We start from the raw sequence: 19,298 nt of genomic DNA, 5'->3' as shown, positions 1-19,298 counted from the left end.
TTCCGGAAGGAGCGGACGCGCGGTGAGGTGAAGACGTGATGCGAAGGAGAGGGTGGTCGGGGTGGGCGGGGCTCTACCCCGCCGCGGCCTCACTCGGAGGCCGGGCAACCAACTCGCTCACGGCACAAGGCCGACCCGGCAGTCATGGGCGCAACGGTAATGCCGTACGCGCGTCGAGGCAATCCCGTATCGAGTGAAGTACGGGATTGCCTCGGTGACTTTCCTCGCTGTCAGTTGTCGAGAACGGCGATTTCGAGTCGGCCCAGTCGTTCCGGCTCCGCGAGCACATCGATTTCGGTGATCAGACCGTCCGTGAACGCGAAGACGAGTACCACGGAAAGCCGGCCGCGCGGAGCCATCGCCAGGCCGACCGTCCCGTCGACGAGCGCGAGCCCGGTGAACGCGGCGCGGCCGGTCGCGGCCGTCGCGCCCTTGGCCACGGTGTGCGCCCCGCGGACCACGGCGGGTTCGGGGGCAGCGAGGCCGGCGGCAGGCGCCGCCCGCTGCTCCCCCTGCGGATGCCCGGACAGGCCGGCCGCGCCTACCGGGCCGGCGACACCTCGCGGAGCGGGTGGGATGATCGAGGGAAAAGCGCGGGAGAAGCGAGGGGGATACCCAAAGGGGGCTGCCCACTCTGCGGTCGGCCGAAGTCCCATCTCGTTGAATGGCGTTCGATGATTGACGTGATCGTGGTCGGCGGCGGACCGACGGGCTTGATGCTGGCCGGAGAGTTGCGGCTGCACGGCGTGCACGTGGTCGTGCTGGACAAGTTGACCGAGCCGACCAAGGAGTCCCGCGGGCGCGGCCTGCACACGCGCAGCGTCGAGATGATGGATCAGCGCGGTCTGCTGGACCGGTTCCTCGCGGTCAGTGAGAAGTTCCAGGTCGGCGGCTTCTTCGGCGGCATCCTCAAGCCGTGGCCGGACAGGTTGGACACGGCTCACCCGTACGGTCTGTCCACCCTGCAACCGGCCACCGAGCGGCTGCTCAACGAGCGTGCCCTCGAACTCGGCGCCGAGATCCGGCGCGGCTGCGAAGTGGTCGGGCTGAGTCAGTCGGACGACGGGTCCGGGTCCGGGTCCGGGTCCGGGGTGACCGTCGAGCTGGCGGACGGCACGCGCCTGCGCTCGCGCTACCTCGTCGGGTGCGACGGCGGCCGCAGTGTGGTGCGCAAGGAACTCGGTGTCGGTTTCCCCGGTGAGCCCGCCAAGGTCGAGACGCTGCTGGGCGACATGGAGATGACCGAGGATCAGGCGACGGTCGCGGCCGTCGTCGAGGAAGTCCGCAAGACCCAACTGCGGTTCGGCACCATCCCCAACGGGGACGGGACGTACCGCGTCATCGTGCCCGCCGAGGGCGTGTCCGAGGACCGTACGACCGCGCCGACCCTCGAGGAGTTCAAACAGCGGCTGCGGGCCGTCGCGGGCACCGACTTCGGCGTGCACTCGCCGCGCCGGCTGTCCCGGTTCGGCGACGCCACCCGGCAGGCCGAGTGCTACCGGGTCGGCAGGGTGCTGCTGGCCGGCGACGCGGCGCACATCCACCCGCCGACCGGCGGGCAGGGGCTCAACCTCGGCGTGCAGGACGCGTTCAATCTCGGCTGGAAGCTGGCCGCCGAGGTCAACGGCTGGGCACCGGAGGGGCTCCTCGACAGCTACCACGCCGAACGGCACCCGGTGGGCGCCCGCGTGCTGGACAACACCCGCGCGCAGATCACGCTGCTGGGGACCGATCCGGGTGCGACCGCGCTGCGGGGGCTGCTGTCGAAGCTGATGGACTTCGAGGAGGTGAACCGGTACGTGACCGGGATGATCACCGGGGTCGGGGTCCGCTACGACTTCGGCGAGGGCCATGAACTGCTCGGCCGGCGGATGCGGGACGTGAGGCTGAAGCGGGGACGCCTTTACGAGCTGACGCACGGTGGCCGCGGGCTGCTGCTCGACCAGACAGGCCGGCTCTCGGTGGCGGGCTGGGCGGATCGGGTCGACCACGTCGTCGACGTCAGCGAGGAACTGGAGGTGCCCGCGGTGCTGCTGCGGCCGGACGGCCATGTGGCGTGGGTGGGTGAAGACCAGCAGGATCTGGTCGGCCGGCTGCCCCAGTGGTTCGGCGCCGCCATCGGCTGAGCGCGCGGGCACCTCCTTCGTGGCGCAGCGCACAGGCACTGTGACTCGCAGCGATAACTGTCACCGAGCGGGGGATCTGACCTGGTCCTCTCGGTCGAGTTCGCAGCGATAGTTGTCACCAGTTGCTCGGGCTAGTTGTCACAAGGCGCGTGTTCGCAGTCGGGTTGTCACCAATTTCGAAGTGTGCCGGTGCGGGCGTCGTGGTGGGCGTCTGCTTGAAGGCATGGCCGATGAGTACGGACTGCTGCCTGTGGCGGCCCCCGAGGCGGGGGCGGTGTGGTCACACCGCTGCCGCTGGGACGACTTGCTCGTACGGGCGTCGGTTGCCTCTGGACGTCAGGATCTGGATCTTTCGGATGGCTGGACTCGTCGCTGGGCGGTCACCTTGAACCGCGGAGGCGGCGAACTGATCGTGCCGGTCCGGGACCTTGCCCAGGTTCAGCTTCCTGGGGTCGGTCCGGTTCGCTGGTTCTCGTGGCATCGGCGGCAGCGCCACCGGCCCGGGCTTCAGTACATGGTCAGCACAGGGCGGCATCACGGTTTCGAGAGCTTGGAGGAAGCGAAGGTCCTGCTCGCGCTGGACTTCGCCGGCCAGGTGCGGGAGGTGGTCCCGCAGCCCCTGAAGCTGCAGTTCCGGACCGGCAGTGGGCCGCGTGTCCATGTTCCGGACTTCTTGGTGCTGTCCCGGGCCGGGGTGTGCCTGATCGATGTCCGCCCGCTCGACCGGGTGCGCGCGAAGGACATCGAGTCGTTCGCCGCCGCCTTTGAGATGGCACTGGCCTGCGGCTGGGAATACGTAGTGGCCGCAGGCTGGAGGCGGCACGTCTTCATGGGGCTGGACGCTTTGTCCTGCCAGCGTCGACCGCTGCCCGATCCACTCGGGCTGCGGGCGGATCTCCTGGAACGGGCTCGGGCCCGGGTGACGTTCGGGGAACTCGTGGCCGATTCCACGGTTCCGGTGCTGGCTCGGGCGGAGCTGCTGCACCAGCTCTGGCACCGTTCGCTCGGTATCGATCTTTCTGTCCCGCTGAGTGACCGCTCGTTGGTCGAGCCCGCAGGTGAGACCCTGTGAATCCTCCGCTGGCGCTTGATCTCGCTCCGGGGGCCGGGCTTGTCCTGGACGGGGTGGAGTGGACTGTCGAACGGCATGAGCCCCATCTGGGGCGGGTCGTGGTACGCGATCCGGCGGGAGCCCGGCAGCACCTGACCTTCCGGTTCCTCGTCAACCATCCGGCTTGCCGACCGTCCTCGCGCACAGCGGCCGACGGCCCGGACCGCGGGCGGCAGCCCGCGTCCGTGGCTGATCTTCCGCCGGGGAAGCTGGAGTTGGTCCGGCTCCGGATGGCCCACCTGCTGGAGGTGGGCACCGGGTTCCGTAGCGGGAATCCGGAGGATCCCAGGCCGGGGGAACCGAGGCCGTGTTACGACCCGGCCATCACCACGCTGACCGAGCGACGGTGGGCCAAGGTCGCCGAGCTGGCGGCGATGGACCGGCAGGAGGCCCGGCTGTTGGGACTGGATCGGGTCGGTTACCGCACGCTGATCCGCTGGGAGCGTGGCCGTGAGCGGTCCGGGCTGATCGGATGCGCTGATGACCGGTGGCTGCGGCCGGGTGGGCGCCGCCCGAGCATCGGCCCGGAGATCCGGGAAGCGATCTTCGCGGTCCACGCCGAACTGCAGGGCCGGTCCCGGGTCGGGATGGCCACCCGCACCCGCCTGATCCATCAGTACGTACGCGAGACCTACGGGCCCGACCTGCACGTCCCGTCCTACAACACGCTGCGGCAGGTCTGGCACGAGTGGTTTGGCCCCAGCGGGTCACGGCCTCGCAATCTGGGGGCGGCTGATCTGCCGGTACGGTCCGGGCATGTGCTGGTCGACCGTCCCGGGCAGGTGGTCGCACTGGACACCACGGTGCTGCCGGTGATGGTCCGCGAAGGTGTCTTCGGCGAGCCGGTCAGGGCCCACCTGACCCTCGCGCTGGATGTGTTCACCCACTCGCTCTGCGCTTTCCGGCTCACGCTGGTGTCGGACACCGCGGTGGACGCGGCGATGCTGCTGAGGGACGTGATGCTGCCACTTCCGATGCGGCCGGAGTGGGGGCCGGAGATGGAGTGGCCGTATCCGGGGCTGCCGTCCGCGCTGGTGGCCGAGTTCGCCGGCCATCCGGTGGCCGGGCTGCCGTTCTTCAGCCCGGAGACAGTCACCACCGACCACGGGTCTGTCTATCGCAACCACCACCTGGTGGAGGTCGAGCGGAGGCTGGGCTGCAACATCCTTCCGGCCCGGGCCCTGCGGCCTCCGGACAAGCACGCCGTCGAGCGGGCCTTCGGCGCGATCAGGACGCTGCTGTTCGAGCACCTGCCCGGCTACACGGGCGTCGATGCCGCCGACCGCGGGGCCGCCCCCGAGGACGAGGACGTGCTGACGCTGGAGGAGATGGAACACCTCGTCGCCACCTGGATCGTGGGCATCTGGCAGCGGAGGCAGCTGGGTGAGTACGCCCCGGCCTGGGACGTCGGCGGCAGCCACAGCCCCAACACCCTGTTCGCGGCATCCTTTGAGTAGACCGGCCTGGGGCTGCGGCTGCCGCAGCCGGACCTCTACTACGAGCTGCTGCCGTCCCATCCCATCTCCGTGCTGCGGGAGCGCGGAGTGAAGATCAAGGGCCTTTGGTATTACGGCGACGCGCTTGAGCCCTACCTGAACGAGCGCTCGACCCGGGGCGGGAGGTTCAAGGGCCGCTGGTGCGTCCACCGCGAACCGCGCGACCGCCGCACCGTGTTCTTCCAGGACCCCCTCACCCACGACTGGCACGAACTGCGCTGGACCGGACTGCCCCCGGTCGGCATGGTCCCCGCGTTCGGCGACCGACGGGTCTCTGAGCTACTGGCCGCCGCACGCGAGGCAGATATGCGGCCCCGCACGGATGCCGAACTGCTGCCCCTGCTGCTGGAGATCCTCGCCGCCCGGGTCCCGGTCAGCAGATGGAAGACGGCCACCACCCGCTCCGAACGCATCAACCACGCCCGGGACGAGACCCAGGCCCGGGCCGCCGCCGAGGACCGGGCCGCCGCCCCGGCCCCCGTCTCACCGGTGACCCCCATGCCGGAGCGCGTCGAGCAAGCCGTCTCCGGCCTGGATGCCGAGCGTCGGCACCGCCGCGAGGAGGCGGTGACAAGACGTCCCACCAAACCCGCGCGGCTGGGAGCGAGTTATCGGACCGGCAACCTGTTCCTGCTGCCCGAGGACGACACCGACCACCCCCAGCCAGACCCGCCGGACGAGGGAGCGTGAGCCATGGACGACCGCGCCACGAGCGGTGATGGCGAGGCGGGCATCGTCTCGTTCCTGCGGGCCGGACCGCCACCGGACCGGCTCAGCTTCGAGGGATGGCAGCGTTGGCGCACGACCCGCAGCGCCTTCATCCCAGCTCCCCGGCTGAGCCCGGACCAATACCGGGCCCTGCCCACTCGCCGCCGGGCCCTGCACGATCTGCACCGCAGCGCCTCGCACGTCAACCTCGGGCTGCAGGAGACCCCGATGAGCCGCCGGGTCACCACGCTGATGAGATCCCGCATCCAGAACAACGCTCTGAACTTCACCCCCGGCACCCGCGATGGCCTGATGATCAGCGGGGGCGGCTACCAGGGCAAGACCGAGACAGCATGCGAGGCCGCAGCGGCCTTCGAAGACTTCTGGCGCGACCTCCACCAGCAGCTCAACCCCAACGCGATCGAGGGGACCCGGGACCTGTTCGTCCCCGTCGCCTACTGCCAGACCCCGGTCAAGGCCACCCCGAAAGGGCTCTGCGAGGCGATCCTCGACTTCTACGGCGCTCCCTACGCCAAGACCCTCCGCGGCCTGATCCGCAGCGTCCGAGCCTCCCTGCACGACCACAACACCACCGTGCTGATCTTGGACGACATCACCCGGTTGAAGATGCACCGCGAGGACGACCAGGACACGCTCGACCTCATCCGCGACCTGATGTCCTTCAACGCCACCGTCATCCTCATCGGCGTCGACATCCCCGGCTCGGGCCTCCTGCGCGAAGGACGGCCCGACCCGCGCACTGGCCAGTGGACCCTGCCCAGTGCGCGGCGAGGCCGCAGCGACCAGGCCGCGACCCAGACCGAACGCCGCTTCGACCTGGTCGATCTCGACCCGTTCACCTACGACACTCCTCAGCAGATCAACGCCTGGATCGAGCACCTGGCCGGCACCGAGGAACAACTCCGACTCCTCGGTGCCCGGGACGGCATGCTCACTGATGGCGACATGCCCGAATACCTCTTCCGCCGCACCGGAGGCATCGTCGGTCTGCTGCGGCGACTCGTCCAGGACGGCTGCACCCGCGCCATGGAAACCGGCCAGGAGGCACTACATATCCCGCTTCTCGACGAGATCACCATCAACCTCGGCAACCTCCTCGACCGCGACCCGCAGGCCGGCGAAATCCCCGCCGTCCCTGCCAAACCCACTCCGAAGCGCCGCCAGAAACCCCGCAACACCGTCTTCGACAACAAGGCCGCGGGAAAGTGACGGTACGCATGCCTCAGCTCCGCCCGCTGCCCCGCAGCTTGGCCCCGCTCCCGGACGAAAGCCTCGTCGGCTTTCTTCTACGCCTGGCCCACCACAACAACGTCAGCCCCGGCACGATCGTCAGTCGCACCGGGATGAGCGCCCACCGGACGGCGCTGACCGAGCACATCCCCCTCAGTCAGCAGTACCTGCAAACACCAGAACAAGCAGCCGAGTTCGCCCGCACCACCCGACTGCACCCTGACGAAGTCCCCCACTTCTTTCTTGCCCCGTTCGGCTCCCGCTATGGCCCGCTCGACACAACTCTGATGCGCCGGTCGCCGAAACGGATTCTCCACAGCAACCGCGGCGTGTTCCGGCGCTGGTCACGGTTCTGCCCCCGTTGTCTGACCGGTGACTCCGATGTCGAACGCGCCCACGGAGGCAGCTGGAAACGCTTCTGGCGGCTCCCTCCGGTCTTCGCCTGCACCACCCACCGCTGCCTGCTCCGCCATAACTGCTTCGAATGTGGACACCCCGGCCTGGAGGCCCAGGGCGTCTCCCTCATCCCCCGAATCAAGGACGAAGACCTCCACCCCAACCAGTGCCGCACCGTCGTCGAAGGCCGGCCGGGTCGCCTCGATGCCCCGGTCTGCGGCGCCCGCCATCACCAAAGCCGCCCACCCACCTGCAGCGAAGCCTTCCTCGAAACAGCCCTCGCGCTCCAGAGGGAACTGCTTAACGCCCTGGGGCCCGACGGTCCACGAGAAGTGGGAAGCGTTGGTTGGATGATCGACACCAGTCAGTACTTCATCGACTTGCACACCGTCGTCGGCCTCATCACCCTGACCTGGCCAGCAGCCCGAGACCTCGCCCTCAGCGACGAGCACGTCCGAATCCTTGAGCGCGACGCTCAGCTGAGGGAAGACCTTAGGGGCCGCCTGCACGCGGTCAGAGGCAAGTTCCACTACCTTCACGTGCTGACCGGCCCCGCCCCCGACTCCCGGGCCTACGTGGCAGCGACCAGCATTGCCCACCAGATCTTGAAGGGAACTGATCTACGAGCTTTGGAAATGCTCGCTCCGATCCATGCACATCTGCAGAAGGTCCAAGGCCCTGTGAAAGCTGAGGGCGACAGGATGCGCAACTCTCCGAAGAACTCCCCGCCGCTGAGATTTCTCCTCACCCACAGGACTCCCATCACGATCGAGGGAATCCGCCACTACGCGACAGCACGCGACCGCGAGTGGCGACCTGCACCGTGAGCCGGGACACGACGATCGACGCTGAAGCGCTATTTGATCAAGTGGAAGTCGGGATGTTGCAGCCAGGCTTCCAGAGACTCCACGTCTCCGACATGTCGAAGCCACTGGTCCCCACCGCCGGTGTCATAGGAGACCTCCACAAGCCTTCCCGGCAGGTCCGAGGCCAGTGCTCTCGCCCGGGCCAGGACTGCCTTGTTGCTCGTGTCCTCTCCCGCGGTGCGGTGACCACCCAGGAGACCGTCGAAATCGACCAGCGCATCGAGACGGCGGGCGAGAGCGAGCGTCAGGTGGCCGAGCAGCACGTGGTTCACCGACCCCGAGCAGCCGGCGCCGACTATCAGCCCCTGCACCGGTGGCCGCGAGAAAGCCGAATAGTCCTCATCCTCGGCAGGCATCTCCTCGTCCTCCGACAGGAAGAACACGCCGACGTCGGCCGGGTCGAAGGCCTGCAGGCCCAGGGCCGAACCGTCTCGCACCCAGAAATCCACGTCACCGCTGGCCTTGGCCTCCACCGGCTCGCAGAAAGTCTCCAACCACGGGACCACATCGGCCAGGATGTCCGCGAACCCGCGTGGTTCGAAGAGCCACAGTCCAATTGCCGGTCCCGACATACCGCCCCCCAGAGCCTCGTGACCCAAGCGCCACCGGGACTCGGTTCTACCAGGTCCCGACGGCAGACGCCTGATCATTGTGAGCCACAGCCCAAGCTCAAGACCGATGCCAGCGCTGGAGCACTCCGGTTCAGTGCCCCCAGGGACAGCTACCGATCGACGTCGACGGGAACTCCACGCATCTGCAGCCGGGCCTTCAGGAACTCCATCTCCGACAACGTCCCCACCAGACCATCGTGGCTCAGTTCCCCGACCAGTTCACGAGCCCGCGACAACGAGGCTGCTGCGACCTCCCGAAAGACCTTCAAAGCTGGGACGAGACTGGGAACCGAACCGACCAGCCGCAGTCTGACGGACCCATGCGCCGCGAGGAGAGCCACCCGAACATCATCAGGTGCTGGTCCCGGACCAGCGTGTTCGCACAGGTACGTGCCACAGGACCCGCAAGAGAACTCCGAATCCCACCACAACTCATCGCGAAGGATGAACTGGTTCACCTGCCGCACCGCCATGCTGCCGCACTCGCAAGGCGATGCGATCTTCGCTGTCTGACCAGTCACCCGGGCTCACCGACGTTCCACTCCTGAGGCAGATCCTCGCCGCAGAAGACGCATACGAAGTCCTCCTCCCGCACGATGTTGAGCTCCCGACAGGAGTGGCATCGGCGAAAGACGACCTCGTGCGTGAATCCGGGCGGTCGATGGATCCCGATCCGATCCAGAGCCTCGGCCACGGCGGGCCATGAGCTGATGTCCGGGCAGTAGCCGGTCGACTGGTTGCTGACGTCCTCGACCACCCACCGCCCGGACTCCTCGCGGAAGCTCATCTCACCGGCGCTCAGGACCTCTCCGCCGCCAGCACACACCACGTGCTCACTGCGGCGCGGAGCCAGTCGCAGCACCCCGCCGCCATCGACGACGAACGTGAACGGCTCGGCCAACTCGTCCAGGGTCAGCGCCGAGACCCACTCGCCGAAATCCGCCGCCGAGCGGATGCTCCACCCCTCACCACCCGCCCGGACGAGCTCCTTCAGCTCAGCCGGACCCACATACCGATACCTCTGCCCCCGCGTCTCCACGCACCCCAACCTAGTGGCTCACACAGCCAGGGCCTGGGGGATTACCGCTCGGCGACTACGGGCGACTGGTGACAGAAATCCCTGCGAAGTGACAGTTATTGTCCTGTCTCAGTTGGCCTGAGCCACCGAGAGGCGGTGGCCTGCGGTGGCTCAGGTTGACTGAGACGCCGGTGCCGAGCTCGTCTCGATCAACCTGAGGCAGTGGGGTTGACGCCTTGACCCCAAGCGAGGTTGAGGTTTTAGCGTTCCGTGGACGTGATCACCGGCTGACGACAGGAAGAGATGGCGATGATCCTTGTGACCGGCGCGACCGGGAACATTGGAAGTGCTCTGCTGAGGGAGTTGCGCCTGGCGGGTGCCGCACCAGTGCGAGGTCTGACTCGTGATGCGGGACGGGCCTCGTTCGCTGAAGGGATCGAAGCCGTTGAGGGCGATCTCGCGCGGGCGGATTCCCTGAAGGCCGCGCTGGAGGGAGCGCGCTGCCTGTTCCTGTTGTCGGGTATGGGTGGGGAAGCGGAGGTCCTGGCAGCTGCCCGGCAGGCAGGCGTGGAGCATGTGGTGCTCGTGTCGTCGATCACGGTGCAGACTCATCCGCATCTGCCTGCGGCCGGCGAGAACCTGGCTGTTGAGCGGTTACTCAAGGACAGCGGCATGGCGTGGACCGTTCTGCGGCCGACGCAGTTCGCCTCGAACACCCTGTGGTGGGCGCAGTCGATTCGGGATCAGGGCGTGGTCCGAGCACCGTATGCGGACATCGGTCTCCCGACCATCCACCCTGCGGACATCGCGGCGGTGGCCCGTGCGGCGCTGACCGAGCCGGGCCATCGGGGGCAGACGTATGCACTGACCGGGCCGGAGTGCATCACGGTCCGACGGCAGGTCGCGGCCATCGCTGCAGCGTTGGGGCGGGAAGTGGACCTCATTGAGATCAGCCGGGAGGAAGCCCACCAGCAGATGGCTTCCTTCATGGGAGACGAGACCGCGGATGCCGTCCTCGACTTGATGGGCGGGGACGTCAATGACGAATTGCTGAAGGTGCGCGACACCGTTAGGCGAGTCACCGGGTCCGCAGCAAGATCGTTCCAGCACTGGGCGTCGGAAAATGGTGCAGCCTTCCGCTGAGACCGCATCCTCACTGCTGTTGTTCAGACCGGCGAGGGCGTTCTGTCAGCGGCGTCCTGAATGGTGTGCGCGATCATGCGGAGTTGGTGGATGAACCACGGCTTGGCGGTGGTGCGGAGGGAGCTTTCGTTGGGGAGTCGCCGGATGAATTCTGCGTGGAAGGCCCAGAAGTCCTCGTCAGCGCCGGAGAGTGCCAGGCCGCGCCAGTGCGGGGCTGCGTAGAACACCATGGCTTTGACGATCTCGGGATAGATCGCCGCGTAGCGCTTGGGGTCCCATGGCCGGACGGTGCGGGCAGGACGGGGCTGGAGCCGGACGAGCCGCCGCGTGAGGTCGCTGATCCGGTAGCCGTGTTGCATGAGGGTGGTCCAGAAGCGGGAGGTCTGTTCGTAGCAGACGTTGACCACGTCGGGGCCGTAGCGGCGAAGGAGCCGGTAGTGACGCTTCTGGGCGGCGACGATCTCCGGCAGGTCAGTGAGGTCGAGCTGGTTGGCGGGGGCTTCGACGGCCCGGCCGATCCAGAGACGATGCGGGATGCAGACCTGGTCGTGGAGTTTCGACATCCAGACCATGACGCCTTGGCCGGCGGCGCCGGTCCTGCGGGCGACACAGCGCCGGCACGCCCAGCGGGGAGTCACGGCGAAGGGACCTTGCGGGATGTTCCACGCCTGTCGCTCCCAGCGGGGGATCGCGTACTGGATCGAGGTCCGGGGCTGTCCGCTGAGGACACTGAGCCGGCCGACTGGATCCAGGCGGGATTCCAGCCAGTGGGAAGGCCGCTGAAGGCGTTGGACGGGCATCGCGTTGGCGGTGGCGAGGCGGTCCAGGAACGAGGCTTCGGTCTCCTGGGGGAAGGGCTTGAGCGGACGCGGCAGCGGACGGAAGACGACGGCCTCGAAGGGCCTGTTCACCCCGCTTCCCTGCCTGCGTCGGGCGGGGAGTCCGACTCGCTGTTGTGGTCGATACGGATATTTCGCAGGGAGGCTTTGGTGATGCGCTCGCTGCCGTCGAGGATGGCGGAGATCGCCGCGGCTCGGATCAGGTGGGAGAGGCTCCCGATCATGCCGCCGGTTCGCTGGTGCAGGTATTTCGACAGACCGGCCAGGGTGTCGGGCGTGTGACGGTGCAGGCGAAGGGTGCTCTCCAGCGAGGCGATCAGGGCCTTCCACTCGGTGTTGCGGGGGAAAGCACCGGTGCGGACGAGGATGCAACGGCCCCCGAGCTGCTTGCCGCGGATCCCGGTGAACAGCCCGGACTTCTCGACATTGATCCCGGCATAGACGAAGGTCGCCGGCAGGTGCTCGGTGAAGTACTTCAGGTGATCGGAGAGGTCCTCGCCTGCGGTGGTCGCGTGATTGAGCAGGTGTATTTCGTCGACCAGGACCAGGTCCGTGCGTGCCTCGATCATCACCTGACAGACGGCGCTGGTGACATCGATGGTGTTGTGCCGCGGGTTGATCACGGGCAGGCCCAGGAACCGGGCGAACTCCAGGGCGAGTTTGCGCGGGGAGCCTTTGGGCGGGGCGGTGATGTAGACGACTGGGATGCGGTCGCTGCCCGGATACCGCTGCTGGATGCGCAGTTCGTGGGTGCGGCCGAGCTGTTTCAGCGCCGTGGTCTTCCCGGTCGTCCACTGGCCGGAGACGATCATCCCGCGACGGGCGCCGTGTTCACGCTGGTTGAGCAGGGTCAGCAGCCGCCCCTGATGCGCGATCTCCTTGACCGTGGACGTGCGCACGACCTGCAGCTCGGAGTGATAGGCGATCCGGGCCTCGTCGTAGGTCTTCCGCGGTTGCGGGGTCAGTGCCTGCCACTGCGGATCGGGCAGCAGGTCGAAGACAGCCGGATCGGCTTCCACGAACCGCCGCCAGCCCTCCAGCCGGGTGGAGGGATCGGTCCGGTCATCCGGCAGACCGGTCTCATCCCCGCCCGGCTCCACGGCGTTCACCACCACTTCGCGGCCTCCTTGCGCGCATCGAAGATCTCCAGCGGGACGACGTCGGCGAGTTCGTCGGCCTCCTCGTCCTCCGCCGGTTCCGGCTCCGGCGCGGGCGCCGGCCGGGGCCAGGTGGGTTCGCTGGTGGCCCGGGTGCGGGCAGCGACCTTTCGGTCGCGTCGCCGGGCCGGCCGGTCCCTGCCCGCCGCCCGGCGGCCAGGCTCGTGACCGGGTCCGTCCGCGGCCCGGTCCAGCAGCTCTGCCGCCACCTGTGCGACGGCCTCCTCGTCCGGCTTGCGCTGACCGCGTTCGGTCAGGATCTGGTGGGCCCGGTCGAAGACCAGCTCGCCCATCGGGACAGGAGACGTGCGCAGGTGGCGCCAGGTGGCGGTGATCCAGCCCGTGCCGTGGTGGTTGCGTACCCAGACGCAGGAGATGTCGTAGGGGTCGTAGTGGACTTCCCAGAGCTTGCCGTCCGGGCCTGCCCCCGAGTGCTGACGCCGGAAAGGCGTGAGTCCTGGGGCGTCGTAAGTACGGTTGTTGATCCGCACCCCGCTGTGGCCGATGACCCGCCATTCACGGGGCATCAGCTGGATGTATTCGTCCGGGCTGAGCGCGACGGGGACGTATCCGGCCGCCGACACCAGCGCGGCGTACTTCTCGTTCGGGCTCAGCGGCTGGCCCGGCATCAGCGGATCGCGCAGCCCGTCGTGCGGCCTGGCCTGCCAGACGACGATCCACTCCTGAAGAAGTTCCTGGAGCTCGTGGATGGACCAGGCCGCCTGCGCGGACGGGTCCTTGCCCCGCATCTCGGCACTGCGTCCCGTGTAGCCGGCCACGTACTGGGCGAACATCGTCGACACCGAGCCCAAAGTCCGCTCGATATGCGGCCTGTCGGTCGGGGTGTCCGGGTGCGCGGGCTGGAACGAGACCCCCAGATGACGGCAGGCATTGCGGAAGTTGTCCGAGACGAACGCCTTGCCGTGGTCGCTGACCACCGTCTCCGGAACGATCACCGGGACCGCGGCGGCCTTGTCCAGCCGCTCGTCCAGCGAAAGCAAGGAGGCATAGGGCAGCACCGACCGGGACATGCGCAGAGCGTCGGACCAGCCGGGCCGCACCGGTTCCGGTGTCATGGCGCGGGCCAGCAGCAGCGCGGCATCGACCGCCTTCGTCGACGGCCGCAGCACCACCGCGGCCAGCGTCCGGGTGGCCAGATCGATCAGCCCGGTCAGTTCGCAGCGGTCCACCGTCCCGTCATCATGGATGACCATGACGTCCAGCGGCGTGGAGTCGATCTCCATCACCTCGCCGGGCCGGGCCGCCGTCAGCTGCCCGAACATCCGCTTCGGCTGCTTGCCCAGCGAACGGCGGGTGCGAGCCGAACCGAACAGATGCTGTCCGGTCGAGACCGCCTCCAGCAGACGGTAGAACGCCGCCCTGGACGGCATCCGGACCACTCCGGGACCGTGCTCGGTGACCAGGAGACGTTCGACGCGGCGTCGCAGCACCTGCGCGGAGACGGTCGGCTCGTCCGTCCGGCTGCCCGCGACCTTCGCGATCGCTTCCACCACCCGGGGATCGGCCCGGCCCGTGCCGGTGGCGGGCTTGCGCAGCCTGCCGTCCACCAGGCCCGCCACCCCTTCGTTCTCGAAACGGGACCGCATCCGGCGCAGCGTGCTCAGCCCCACCGCCTCACCGCAGCCCCGCAGTTCGGCCACCTTGGTCAGCTCCCGCTGCCGCAGAGAGTGCACCGTCGGGTCGTACTCGGCCCGCACCGGGACATCGGTATTGCCGTCCGGGCGGCCGGTAAGAAGCTCGGTCAGATGCCGCCGCCACCACTCAGCCCGCTGTGCCGCTTCCTCCGGCAGCCCCTCCAGCACCCCGGCCTCCGGCAGCGGCGGGCGGCTCAGCGAAGTGCTGAGTACGGCGAAACCCTCCGACGCCAGCAGATGCCCCAGCAGCACGACGCTGGCGGCCTGGGCATCATCGACCAGCCGCACCGACGTGCCGTGCAGGGCGGCAACCGTATGCTCCCGCCCGTCGTAGCGGACCCTGTCACCCAGCGACAGCAGCCGCGGACGCGCCGGCATCCCCACCCACCTCCTCCACGACCACAGACATCGGGCGAACCTGCGTAGCCGCCGACAGCAGACCGGCCCCCAGATCCACCGCCAGCTCCCGGCGCCAGATCAGATGGAAGAGCACCGGCAGCACGGCGATCGGGTCACCCACCGCACAGACCCCCGCCCACAGACCCCGGGGCCGGACGAAGGCCGCCCGCAGTTCCGCCGCCACCGGCTCCCGCCGCACCCGCGGATGCCGGTAGCCCGACAACCAGCGCAGATTCGCCGCCAGCACCGGATCGAGCACACCCACCCGCTCGAAACCCCAGCCCACCCGTGCGCAGGCCGCCGCCGTGACCTCGAACTTCACCGCGTCCCCGGGCTCGATCCGGTCGTCGGGACGCACGTCCAGCACCACACCGGTGCCGTCCCGGCGGCGCACGAAGTAGTCCGGGGTATGGCTGGTCCGCCGAGCCCGGCCACCGGACCGCCACGAGAGCCGGAACGGCTGCGACGCCATCGCCACCACACCCGGATCACAGTCCAGCCGCATCAGCTGACCGAGTTCCACCCACGACTCGTAACCCACCAACTCGGCACACGTGGCAGCCCAGTACCAGCCGGGAAAATTGCGCTGACCCCGGTACGACGGGAACGTCCGCACCTGCCCGGCCACCTCGAAACGCGTCGGCCACATCACCTCAAGCGGCCCCGCATGCAGATCACCGCGAGCGTCGACGTACTCCAGCCGGAAGTCCTCAGCCTCCACCAGACACCCCCACCCGGCGCTGACATGTACGACGACCGTAGACAGCCAGGCGTGGCAGCGGCTCAGAAAGAGCGAGACACAACAGCAGATGGCCAAGGTTGACCGAGACACACAGCCCGATGGCTCGGATAGACCGAGATTGGCCCGCCTTCAGCGAGACAGGTCAGTTATCGCTGCGAGTCACAGGCACCCTCTTCGTGGCGCAGCGCACTTTTGCAAGCGGGTGCTTGCAATTGTTAGCGGAGGTGCGGCAAGGTGGAGTCATGGCATCACTCAACGTCGGCAATCTCGGTGAGTACCTGCGCGAGCAGCGGCGCAACGCGCAGCTGTCGCTGCGACAGCTCGCCGACGCCGCCGGGGTGTCCAACCCGTATCTGAGCCAGATCGAGCGCGGGCTGCGCAAGCCGAGCGCGGAGGTGCTGCAGCAGGTCGCGAAGGCGCTGCGGATCTCCGCCGAGACGCTGTACGTGCGAGCAGGCATCCTCGACGCGGAGCGGGACCGGGACGAGGTGGAGACACGTGCCGTCATCCTCGCCGATCCCACGCTGAACGAGCGGCAGAAGCAGGTGCTGCTCCAGATCTATGAGTCCTTCCGCAAGGAGAACGGATTCGAGATCACGCCGGACCTGGCCCAGGGCATGGCCCAGAGCGTGACCCAGGACATGGCGCAGGGCATGGCAGAGCACATATCGGGCACCCAGCAAGCGCCGGACACCGCCGTCCGGGGCCCCCGCACGGCCGACGGCAGCGATGCCGATCCGCAGCAGACCGCCAGTTGACGACAACGACGTGCAGCGCCGCCGGCCCCCACGCGGGCCTGCCGGTCTTGCCGCGGAACACCAAAACCCTCAGCTGAAAGCGACCGGAGGACCATCACCATGGCCATCACCGACGACATCCGCAAGGCCGCCACGGACCCCACCCCGCTGTACTTCCTGGCCGGCACCGCCGACCTGGCCGTCCAGCAGGCGAAGAAGGTCCCCGGCCTCGTGGAGCAGATCCGCACCGAGGCCCCGGCGCGGATCGAGACCGTGAAGAACATCGACGCGAACACCGTCCAGGAGAAGGCCGCCACCCGCGCGAAGGAAGCGCAGGAGACCATCCAGGCCAAGGTGACGGAGTTCATCAGCACTCTCGACACCGACCTGAAGAAGCTCGGTGAGTCCGCCCAGGACCTCGCCCTGCGCGGTGTCGGCGTCGCCGCCGAGTACGCCGTGAAGGCCAAGGAGACGTACGAGAAGGTCGCCGAGCACGGCGAGCAGACCGTGAAGACCTGGCGTGGCGAGGCCGCCGAGGAGATCGAGGAACTGGCCATCGCCGTCGAGCCGAAGGCCGAGCCGGTCGAGGTCAGGTCCGAGGAGAAGCCGGCCGCGGCCGCCGCCGTGCCCTCTCCGGCCAAGAAGCCCGTGGCGAAGAAGGCCCCGGCTCGCAAGGTCACGACGACCAAGAAGACGACGCCGCCCGTGAAGTAGCAGACGACGGGACTCCTCGTCTCAGGCCGAAAGGTCCGGAGGGAAGATCCGGCCGAAAGGTCCGGACGAAGGGTTAGCACGACGGGCCGGGCACTCTCAGAGTTCCCGGCCCGTTCTGCGGGTACGGTGGCCGTAGAGATGAATCGACTCGGGCGGTGGGCATAGTGCTGTTGACGGCATTCGGCGGCTTCTTGTCGCTGATCTTCCTCGCCATGCTGGTGCTCGCCGTGGTGGCACTGGTGATGGCAGCGGTGGCCCGCGAAGACGCGTACCGCGCGGCCGACAAGCAGAACAAGATGTTCTGGCTGATCATCCTGGGCATCACGGTGGCCGTGAACCTGCTGGTCCCGATCATCTTCCTGCAGATCGCTGGGCTGGTCGCCACGATCGTCTTCTTCGTGGACGTACGCCCCGCGCTCCGTCAGGTCTCCGGCGGTGGCCGGGGCCGCGGCGGAAGCAGCAGCGACGGCCCGTACGGCCCCTACAACGGAGGCCGCTGACCCCCGGCGGTCACATTCAAGTCGACCACCGGCGGTCAGTCCTGCGGGCCTGAGGGTTACGCGGGCCGGGCCGTCGGGCAGGCCCGACCGTCACGCGGTTGTACGGCGGTTACGGCGTGACCGTCACGCGGCCGCACGGCGGTTACGGCATGACCGTAAATGACCGTACGGCGGTCACGGCGTCCGGTCCAGCAGGAGTACCGCCACGTCGTCCGTCAGCTCTCCGCCGTTGAGGTCCCTGACCTCGTTCACCGTCGCGCGCAGCAGTTCCTCGCCCGCCAGGCCCTCGGCGAGCCGGCGGCGTACCAGGTCCACCATGCCGTCCTGGCCCAGCCGCTCCTTGCCCTCGCCGATGTGACCCTCGATCAGGCCGTCGGTGTAGAGCATCAGACTCCACTCGCCGCCCAGCTCCACCTGCCGGCGCGGCCAGCGGGCACCGGGCAGCAGGCCGAGCGCCGGGCCGCCGTTCTCGTACGGCAGTAGCTCGGCGGGCCGGCCGGGGCGGGAGATCAGCGGGGACGGGTGGCCCGCCAGGCAGAGCCCGGCGCGGCGCCCGTCCGGCGCGATGTCCACCGTGCACAGCGTCGCGAAGATCTCGTCGTTCTCGCGCTCGTGCTCCAGGACCTGCTGGAGGGTGGACAGGAGTTCGTCGCCGCACAGGCCCGCGAACGTCAGTGCCCGCCAGGCGATGCGCAGCTCCACGCCGAGCGCGGCCTCGTCGGGCCCGTGCCCGCAGACATCGCCGATCATGGCGTGCACCGTGCCGTCGGGCGTACGGACCGTGTCGTAGAAGTCGCCGCCGAGCAGGGCGCGGGAGCGTCCTGGGCGGTAGCGCGCGGCGAAGCGGAGCGAGGAGCCCTCCAGGAGAGGGGTCGGCAGCAGGCCGCGCTCCAGGCGGGCGTTCTCCTGGGCGCGCAGCCTGGACTCGGTGAGTCGGCGCTCGGCCTTGTCGGAACGTTTCCGCTCCACCGCGTACCGGATCGCGCGGCTCAGCAGCCGTCCGTCCAGTTCGTCGCGGAACAGATAGTCCTGGGCGCCGACGCGCACCGCCTCCGCGCCGCGCTCGGCGTCACCGGAGGCGGTGAGCGCGAGGACGGCGTGCCGGGGCGCGAGCCGCAGCACGTGCTTGAGCGTGGTCAGCTCGTCGTCGCTCGCGGTGGCCGCCCGGCCGGGGGCGGGCAGCGCGAGGTCGAGCAGGATGCAGTGGACGTCGTCGGTGAGCAGCCGCTCGGCCTCGGTGAGGTTGCGGGCGGTGCGGATGCGGATCGGCTTGCCGGCCGCGTCGAGCATCTCGGGCACGCTGAGCGAACCCGCCGGGTCGTCCTCGATGACCAGCAGGGTCAGGTTGGTGGTGCTGTCGACCGGGGTCGTGGCGGCATGGGGCGCCGGTACTGCCCCGGCCTGGCCGCCGGTCGCTTCTCCGGATGGGCTGCCGGGTGAGAACGCGCCTTGAGCCTGACCGCTCTCCGCGGCCGGGATCGCTCTCTGCCGCGGTATGGGTACGGGCATCGTGTGGGTTCCTTCCCTCCCCCGAGGGCGTGGTGGGGCGAAGGTCCTCGACCCACCGACGGGGACCATAGCGGTAGCGGACGCCGCAACGGAATGGTGTGCGTCGCGGCGTCCGGCAGGCGGCCACCGTCATATGCCGCATCCTGTACCGCACTTGGACAGGATGCGGTGGTGCCTGGAATGACGAACGTCACGTCCGCGGGGTTGAGGGGTATGTACAACCGTGGGGTGGGTCACGTGCGGTGCATCACGAGAGGCGGCACGCTTTTTCGGGGTTGATGGCGGTTTGGTCACCCGGGCCGAAGCCGTACGACGATCGT

At 68.6% G+C, this 19,298-nt stretch carries 18 protein-coding genes; 10 read left to right on the top strand and 8 right to left on the bottom strand.

The window, feature by feature from the left end; translation table 11 throughout:
* Positions 1-230 precede the first annotated feature (230 nt).
* On the bottom strand, positions 231-440 hold the full coding sequence (locus ACIRA5_RS11140) for a hypothetical protein (RefSeq protein ID WP_403689576.1): 210 nt from the start codon (positions 438-440) through the stop codon (positions 231-233).
* 234 nt (positions 441-674) lie between these two features.
* Here ACIRA5_RS11140 and rox point away from each other — a divergent pair, with 234 nt between their 5' ends.
* The 6 genes from rox to ACIRA5_RS11110 all read left to right on the top strand — a co-directional run bounded on the left by rox (position 675) and on the right by ACIRA5_RS11110 (position 7,915).
* Positions 675-2,126 carry a rifampin monooxygenase gene (rox, locus tag ACIRA5_RS11135; protein WP_403689575.1) on the top strand — a complete coding sequence of 484 codons (1,452 nt, stop codon included), beginning with the start codon at positions 675-677 and terminating at the stop codon, positions 2,124-2,126.
* Positions 2,127-2,349: 223 nt separating this feature from the next.
* Complete coding sequence (locus ACIRA5_RS11130; RefSeq protein WP_403689572.1) at positions 2,350-3,198, top strand: TnsA-like heteromeric transposase endonuclease subunit; 849 nt, start codon at positions 2,350-2,352, stop codon at positions 3,196-3,198.
* A 224-nt stretch (positions 3,199-3,422) separates the two neighbouring features.
* Positions 3,423-4,694 (top strand): hypothetical protein, encoded by a 1,272-nt coding sequence (locus ACIRA5_RS11125; RefSeq protein WP_403689571.1) that lies wholly within the window; start codon positions 3,423-3,425, stop codon positions 4,692-4,694.
* An 87-nt stretch (positions 4,695-4,781) separates the two neighbouring features.
* Positions 4,782-5,423, top strand: coding sequence for a hypothetical protein (locus ACIRA5_RS11120; RefSeq protein ID WP_403689569.1), 642 nt, complete (start codon positions 4,782-4,784; stop codon positions 5,421-5,423).
* 3 nt (positions 5,424-5,426) lie between these two features.
* Positions 5,427-6,671: an AAA family ATPase gene (locus ACIRA5_RS11115; RefSeq protein ID WP_403689567.1), complete on the top strand. Its 1,245-nt coding sequence runs from the start codon at positions 5,427-5,429 to the stop codon at positions 6,669-6,671.
* A gap of 8 nt (positions 6,672-6,679) precedes the next feature.
* Positions 6,680-7,915 carry a TniQ family protein gene (locus ACIRA5_RS11110; protein ID WP_403689566.1) on the top strand — a complete coding sequence of 412 codons (1,236 nt, stop codon included), beginning with the start codon at positions 6,680-6,682 and terminating at the stop codon, positions 7,913-7,915.
* A gap of 29 nt (positions 7,916-7,944) precedes the next feature.
* Here the strand turns inward: ACIRA5_RS11110 and ACIRA5_RS11105 are convergent, their stop codons facing one another.
* Together ACIRA5_RS11105 and ACIRA5_RS11100 are read right to left on the bottom strand one after the other, a co-directional pair.
* Positions 7,945-8,526: a DUF6368 family protein gene (locus ACIRA5_RS11105; RefSeq protein WP_403689564.1), complete on the bottom strand. Its 582-nt coding sequence runs from the start codon at positions 8,524-8,526 to the stop codon at positions 7,945-7,947.
* Positions 8,527-9,082: 556 nt separating this feature from the next.
* On the bottom strand, positions 9,083-9,574 hold the full coding sequence (locus ACIRA5_RS11100; protein ID WP_403689563.1) for a hypothetical protein: 492 nt from the start codon (positions 9,572-9,574) through the stop codon (positions 9,083-9,085).
* A 318-nt stretch (positions 9,575-9,892) separates the two neighbouring features.
* Here ACIRA5_RS11100 and ACIRA5_RS11095 point away from each other — a divergent pair, with 318 nt between their 5' ends.
* Complete coding sequence (locus ACIRA5_RS11095; protein ID WP_403689562.1) at positions 9,893-10,726, top strand: SDR family oxidoreductase; 834 nt, start codon at positions 9,893-9,895, stop codon at positions 10,724-10,726.
* A 23-nt stretch (positions 10,727-10,749) separates the two neighbouring features.
* Here the strand turns inward: ACIRA5_RS11095 and ACIRA5_RS11090 are convergent, their stop codons facing one another.
* Genes ACIRA5_RS11090 through ACIRA5_RS11075 form a run of 4 tightly spaced genes read right to left on the bottom strand, consistent with a single transcriptional unit; the run spans position 10,750 to position 15,497 of the window.
* On the bottom strand, positions 10,750-11,637 hold the full coding sequence (locus tag ACIRA5_RS11090) for a hypothetical protein (protein ID WP_403689559.1): 888 nt from the start codon (positions 11,635-11,637) through the stop codon (positions 10,750-10,752).
* Positions 11,634-12,680 carry a TniB family NTP-binding protein gene (locus ACIRA5_RS11085; RefSeq protein ID WP_403689557.1) on the bottom strand — a complete coding sequence of 349 codons (1,047 nt, stop codon included), beginning with the start codon at positions 12,678-12,680 and terminating at the stop codon, positions 11,634-11,636. Before ACIRA5_RS11085 ends, ACIRA5_RS11090 begins: the two co-directional genes overlap by 4 nt.
* Complete coding sequence (locus ACIRA5_RS11080; protein WP_403689555.1) at positions 12,671-14,755, bottom strand: Mu transposase C-terminal domain-containing protein; 2,085 nt, start codon at positions 14,753-14,755, stop codon at positions 12,671-12,673. The genes ACIRA5_RS11085 and ACIRA5_RS11080 overlap by 10 nt, the downstream gene beginning before the upstream one ends.
* The gene (locus ACIRA5_RS11075; RefSeq protein ID WP_403689552.1) at positions 14,721-15,497 is read right to left on the bottom strand and encodes a TnsA-like heteromeric transposase endonuclease subunit; all 777 of its coding nucleotides are present in this window, start codon (positions 15,495-15,497) and stop codon (positions 14,721-14,723) included. The genes ACIRA5_RS11080 and ACIRA5_RS11075 overlap by 35 nt, the downstream gene beginning before the upstream one ends.
* A gap of 263 nt (positions 15,498-15,760) precedes the next feature.
* Here ACIRA5_RS11075 and ACIRA5_RS11070 point away from each other — a divergent pair, with 263 nt between their 5' ends.
* The 3 genes from ACIRA5_RS11070 (at position 15,761) to ACIRA5_RS11060 (ending at position 17,469) form a co-directional block, all read left to right on the top strand.
* Entirely contained in the window at positions 15,761-16,276 is a 516-nt protein-coding gene (locus ACIRA5_RS11070) for a helix-turn-helix domain-containing protein (RefSeq protein WP_403689550.1), read from the top strand.
* Positions 16,277-16,375: 99 nt separating this feature from the next.
* A complete protein-coding gene (locus tag ACIRA5_RS11065; RefSeq protein WP_403689548.1) occupies positions 16,376-16,969 on the top strand; it encodes a hypothetical protein in 594 nt (197 codons plus the stop codon).
* Between the two features lie 164 nt (positions 16,970-17,133).
* Positions 17,134-17,469 (top strand): DUF2516 family protein, encoded by a 336-nt coding sequence (locus tag ACIRA5_RS11060; RefSeq protein WP_075026970.1) that lies wholly within the window; start codon positions 17,134-17,136, stop codon positions 17,467-17,469.
* 174 nt (positions 17,470-17,643) lie between these two features.
* Here ACIRA5_RS11060 and ACIRA5_RS11055 read toward each other — a convergent pair whose 3' ends face one another.
* Positions 17,644-18,978, bottom strand: coding sequence for a PP2C family protein-serine/threonine phosphatase (locus ACIRA5_RS11055; protein WP_403689546.1), 1,335 nt, complete (start codon positions 18,976-18,978; stop codon positions 17,644-17,646).
* Positions 18,979-19,298 lie beyond the last annotated feature (320 nt).

It is taken from the genome of Streptomyces sp. NPDC096311, assembly GCF_044763085.1.
In the GTDB taxonomy this organism is placed as follows: domain Bacteria; phylum Actinomycetota; class Actinomycetes; order Streptomycetales; family Streptomycetaceae; genus Streptomyces.
The sequence above is the reverse complement of the archived record's forward strand: the minus strand, read 5'-3'. Positions and strand labels throughout refer to the sequence as shown.

Coding starts and splice junctions, on each gene's coding strand:
- ACIRA5_RS11110 (WP_403689566.1), top strand. CDS start 6,680: ATGCCTCAGCTCCGCCCGCTGCCCCGCAGCTTGGCCCCGCTCCCGGAC.
- ACIRA5_RS11055 (WP_403689546.1), bottom strand. CDS start 18,978: ATGCCCGTACCCATACCGCGGCAGAGAGCGATCCCGGCCGCGGAGAGC.
- ACIRA5_RS11070 (WP_403689550.1), top strand. CDS start 15,761: ATGGCATCACTCAACGTCGGCAATCTCGGTGAGTACCTGCGCGAGCAG.
- ACIRA5_RS11105 (WP_403689564.1), bottom strand. CDS start 8,526: ATGTCGGGACCGGCAATTGGACTGTGGCTCTTCGAACCACGCGGGTTC.
- ACIRA5_RS11130 (WP_403689572.1), top strand. CDS start 2,350: ATGGCCGATGAGTACGGACTGCTGCCTGTGGCGGCCCCCGAGGCGGGG.
- ACIRA5_RS11065 (WP_403689548.1), top strand. CDS start 16,376: ATGGCCATCACCGACGACATCCGCAAGGCCGCCACGGACCCCACCCCG.
- ACIRA5_RS11115 (WP_403689567.1), top strand. CDS start 5,427: ATGGACGACCGCGCCACGAGCGGTGATGGCGAGGCGGGCATCGTCTCG.
- ACIRA5_RS11080 (WP_403689555.1), bottom strand. CDS start 14,755: ATGCCGGCGCGTCCGCGGCTGCTGTCGCTGGGTGACAGGGTCCGCTAC.
- rox (WP_403689575.1), top strand. CDS start 675: ATGATTGACGTGATCGTGGTCGGCGGCGGACCGACGGGCTTGATGCTG.
- ACIRA5_RS11095 (WP_403689562.1), top strand. CDS start 9,893: ATGATCCTTGTGACCGGCGCGACCGGGAACATTGGAAGTGCTCTGCTG.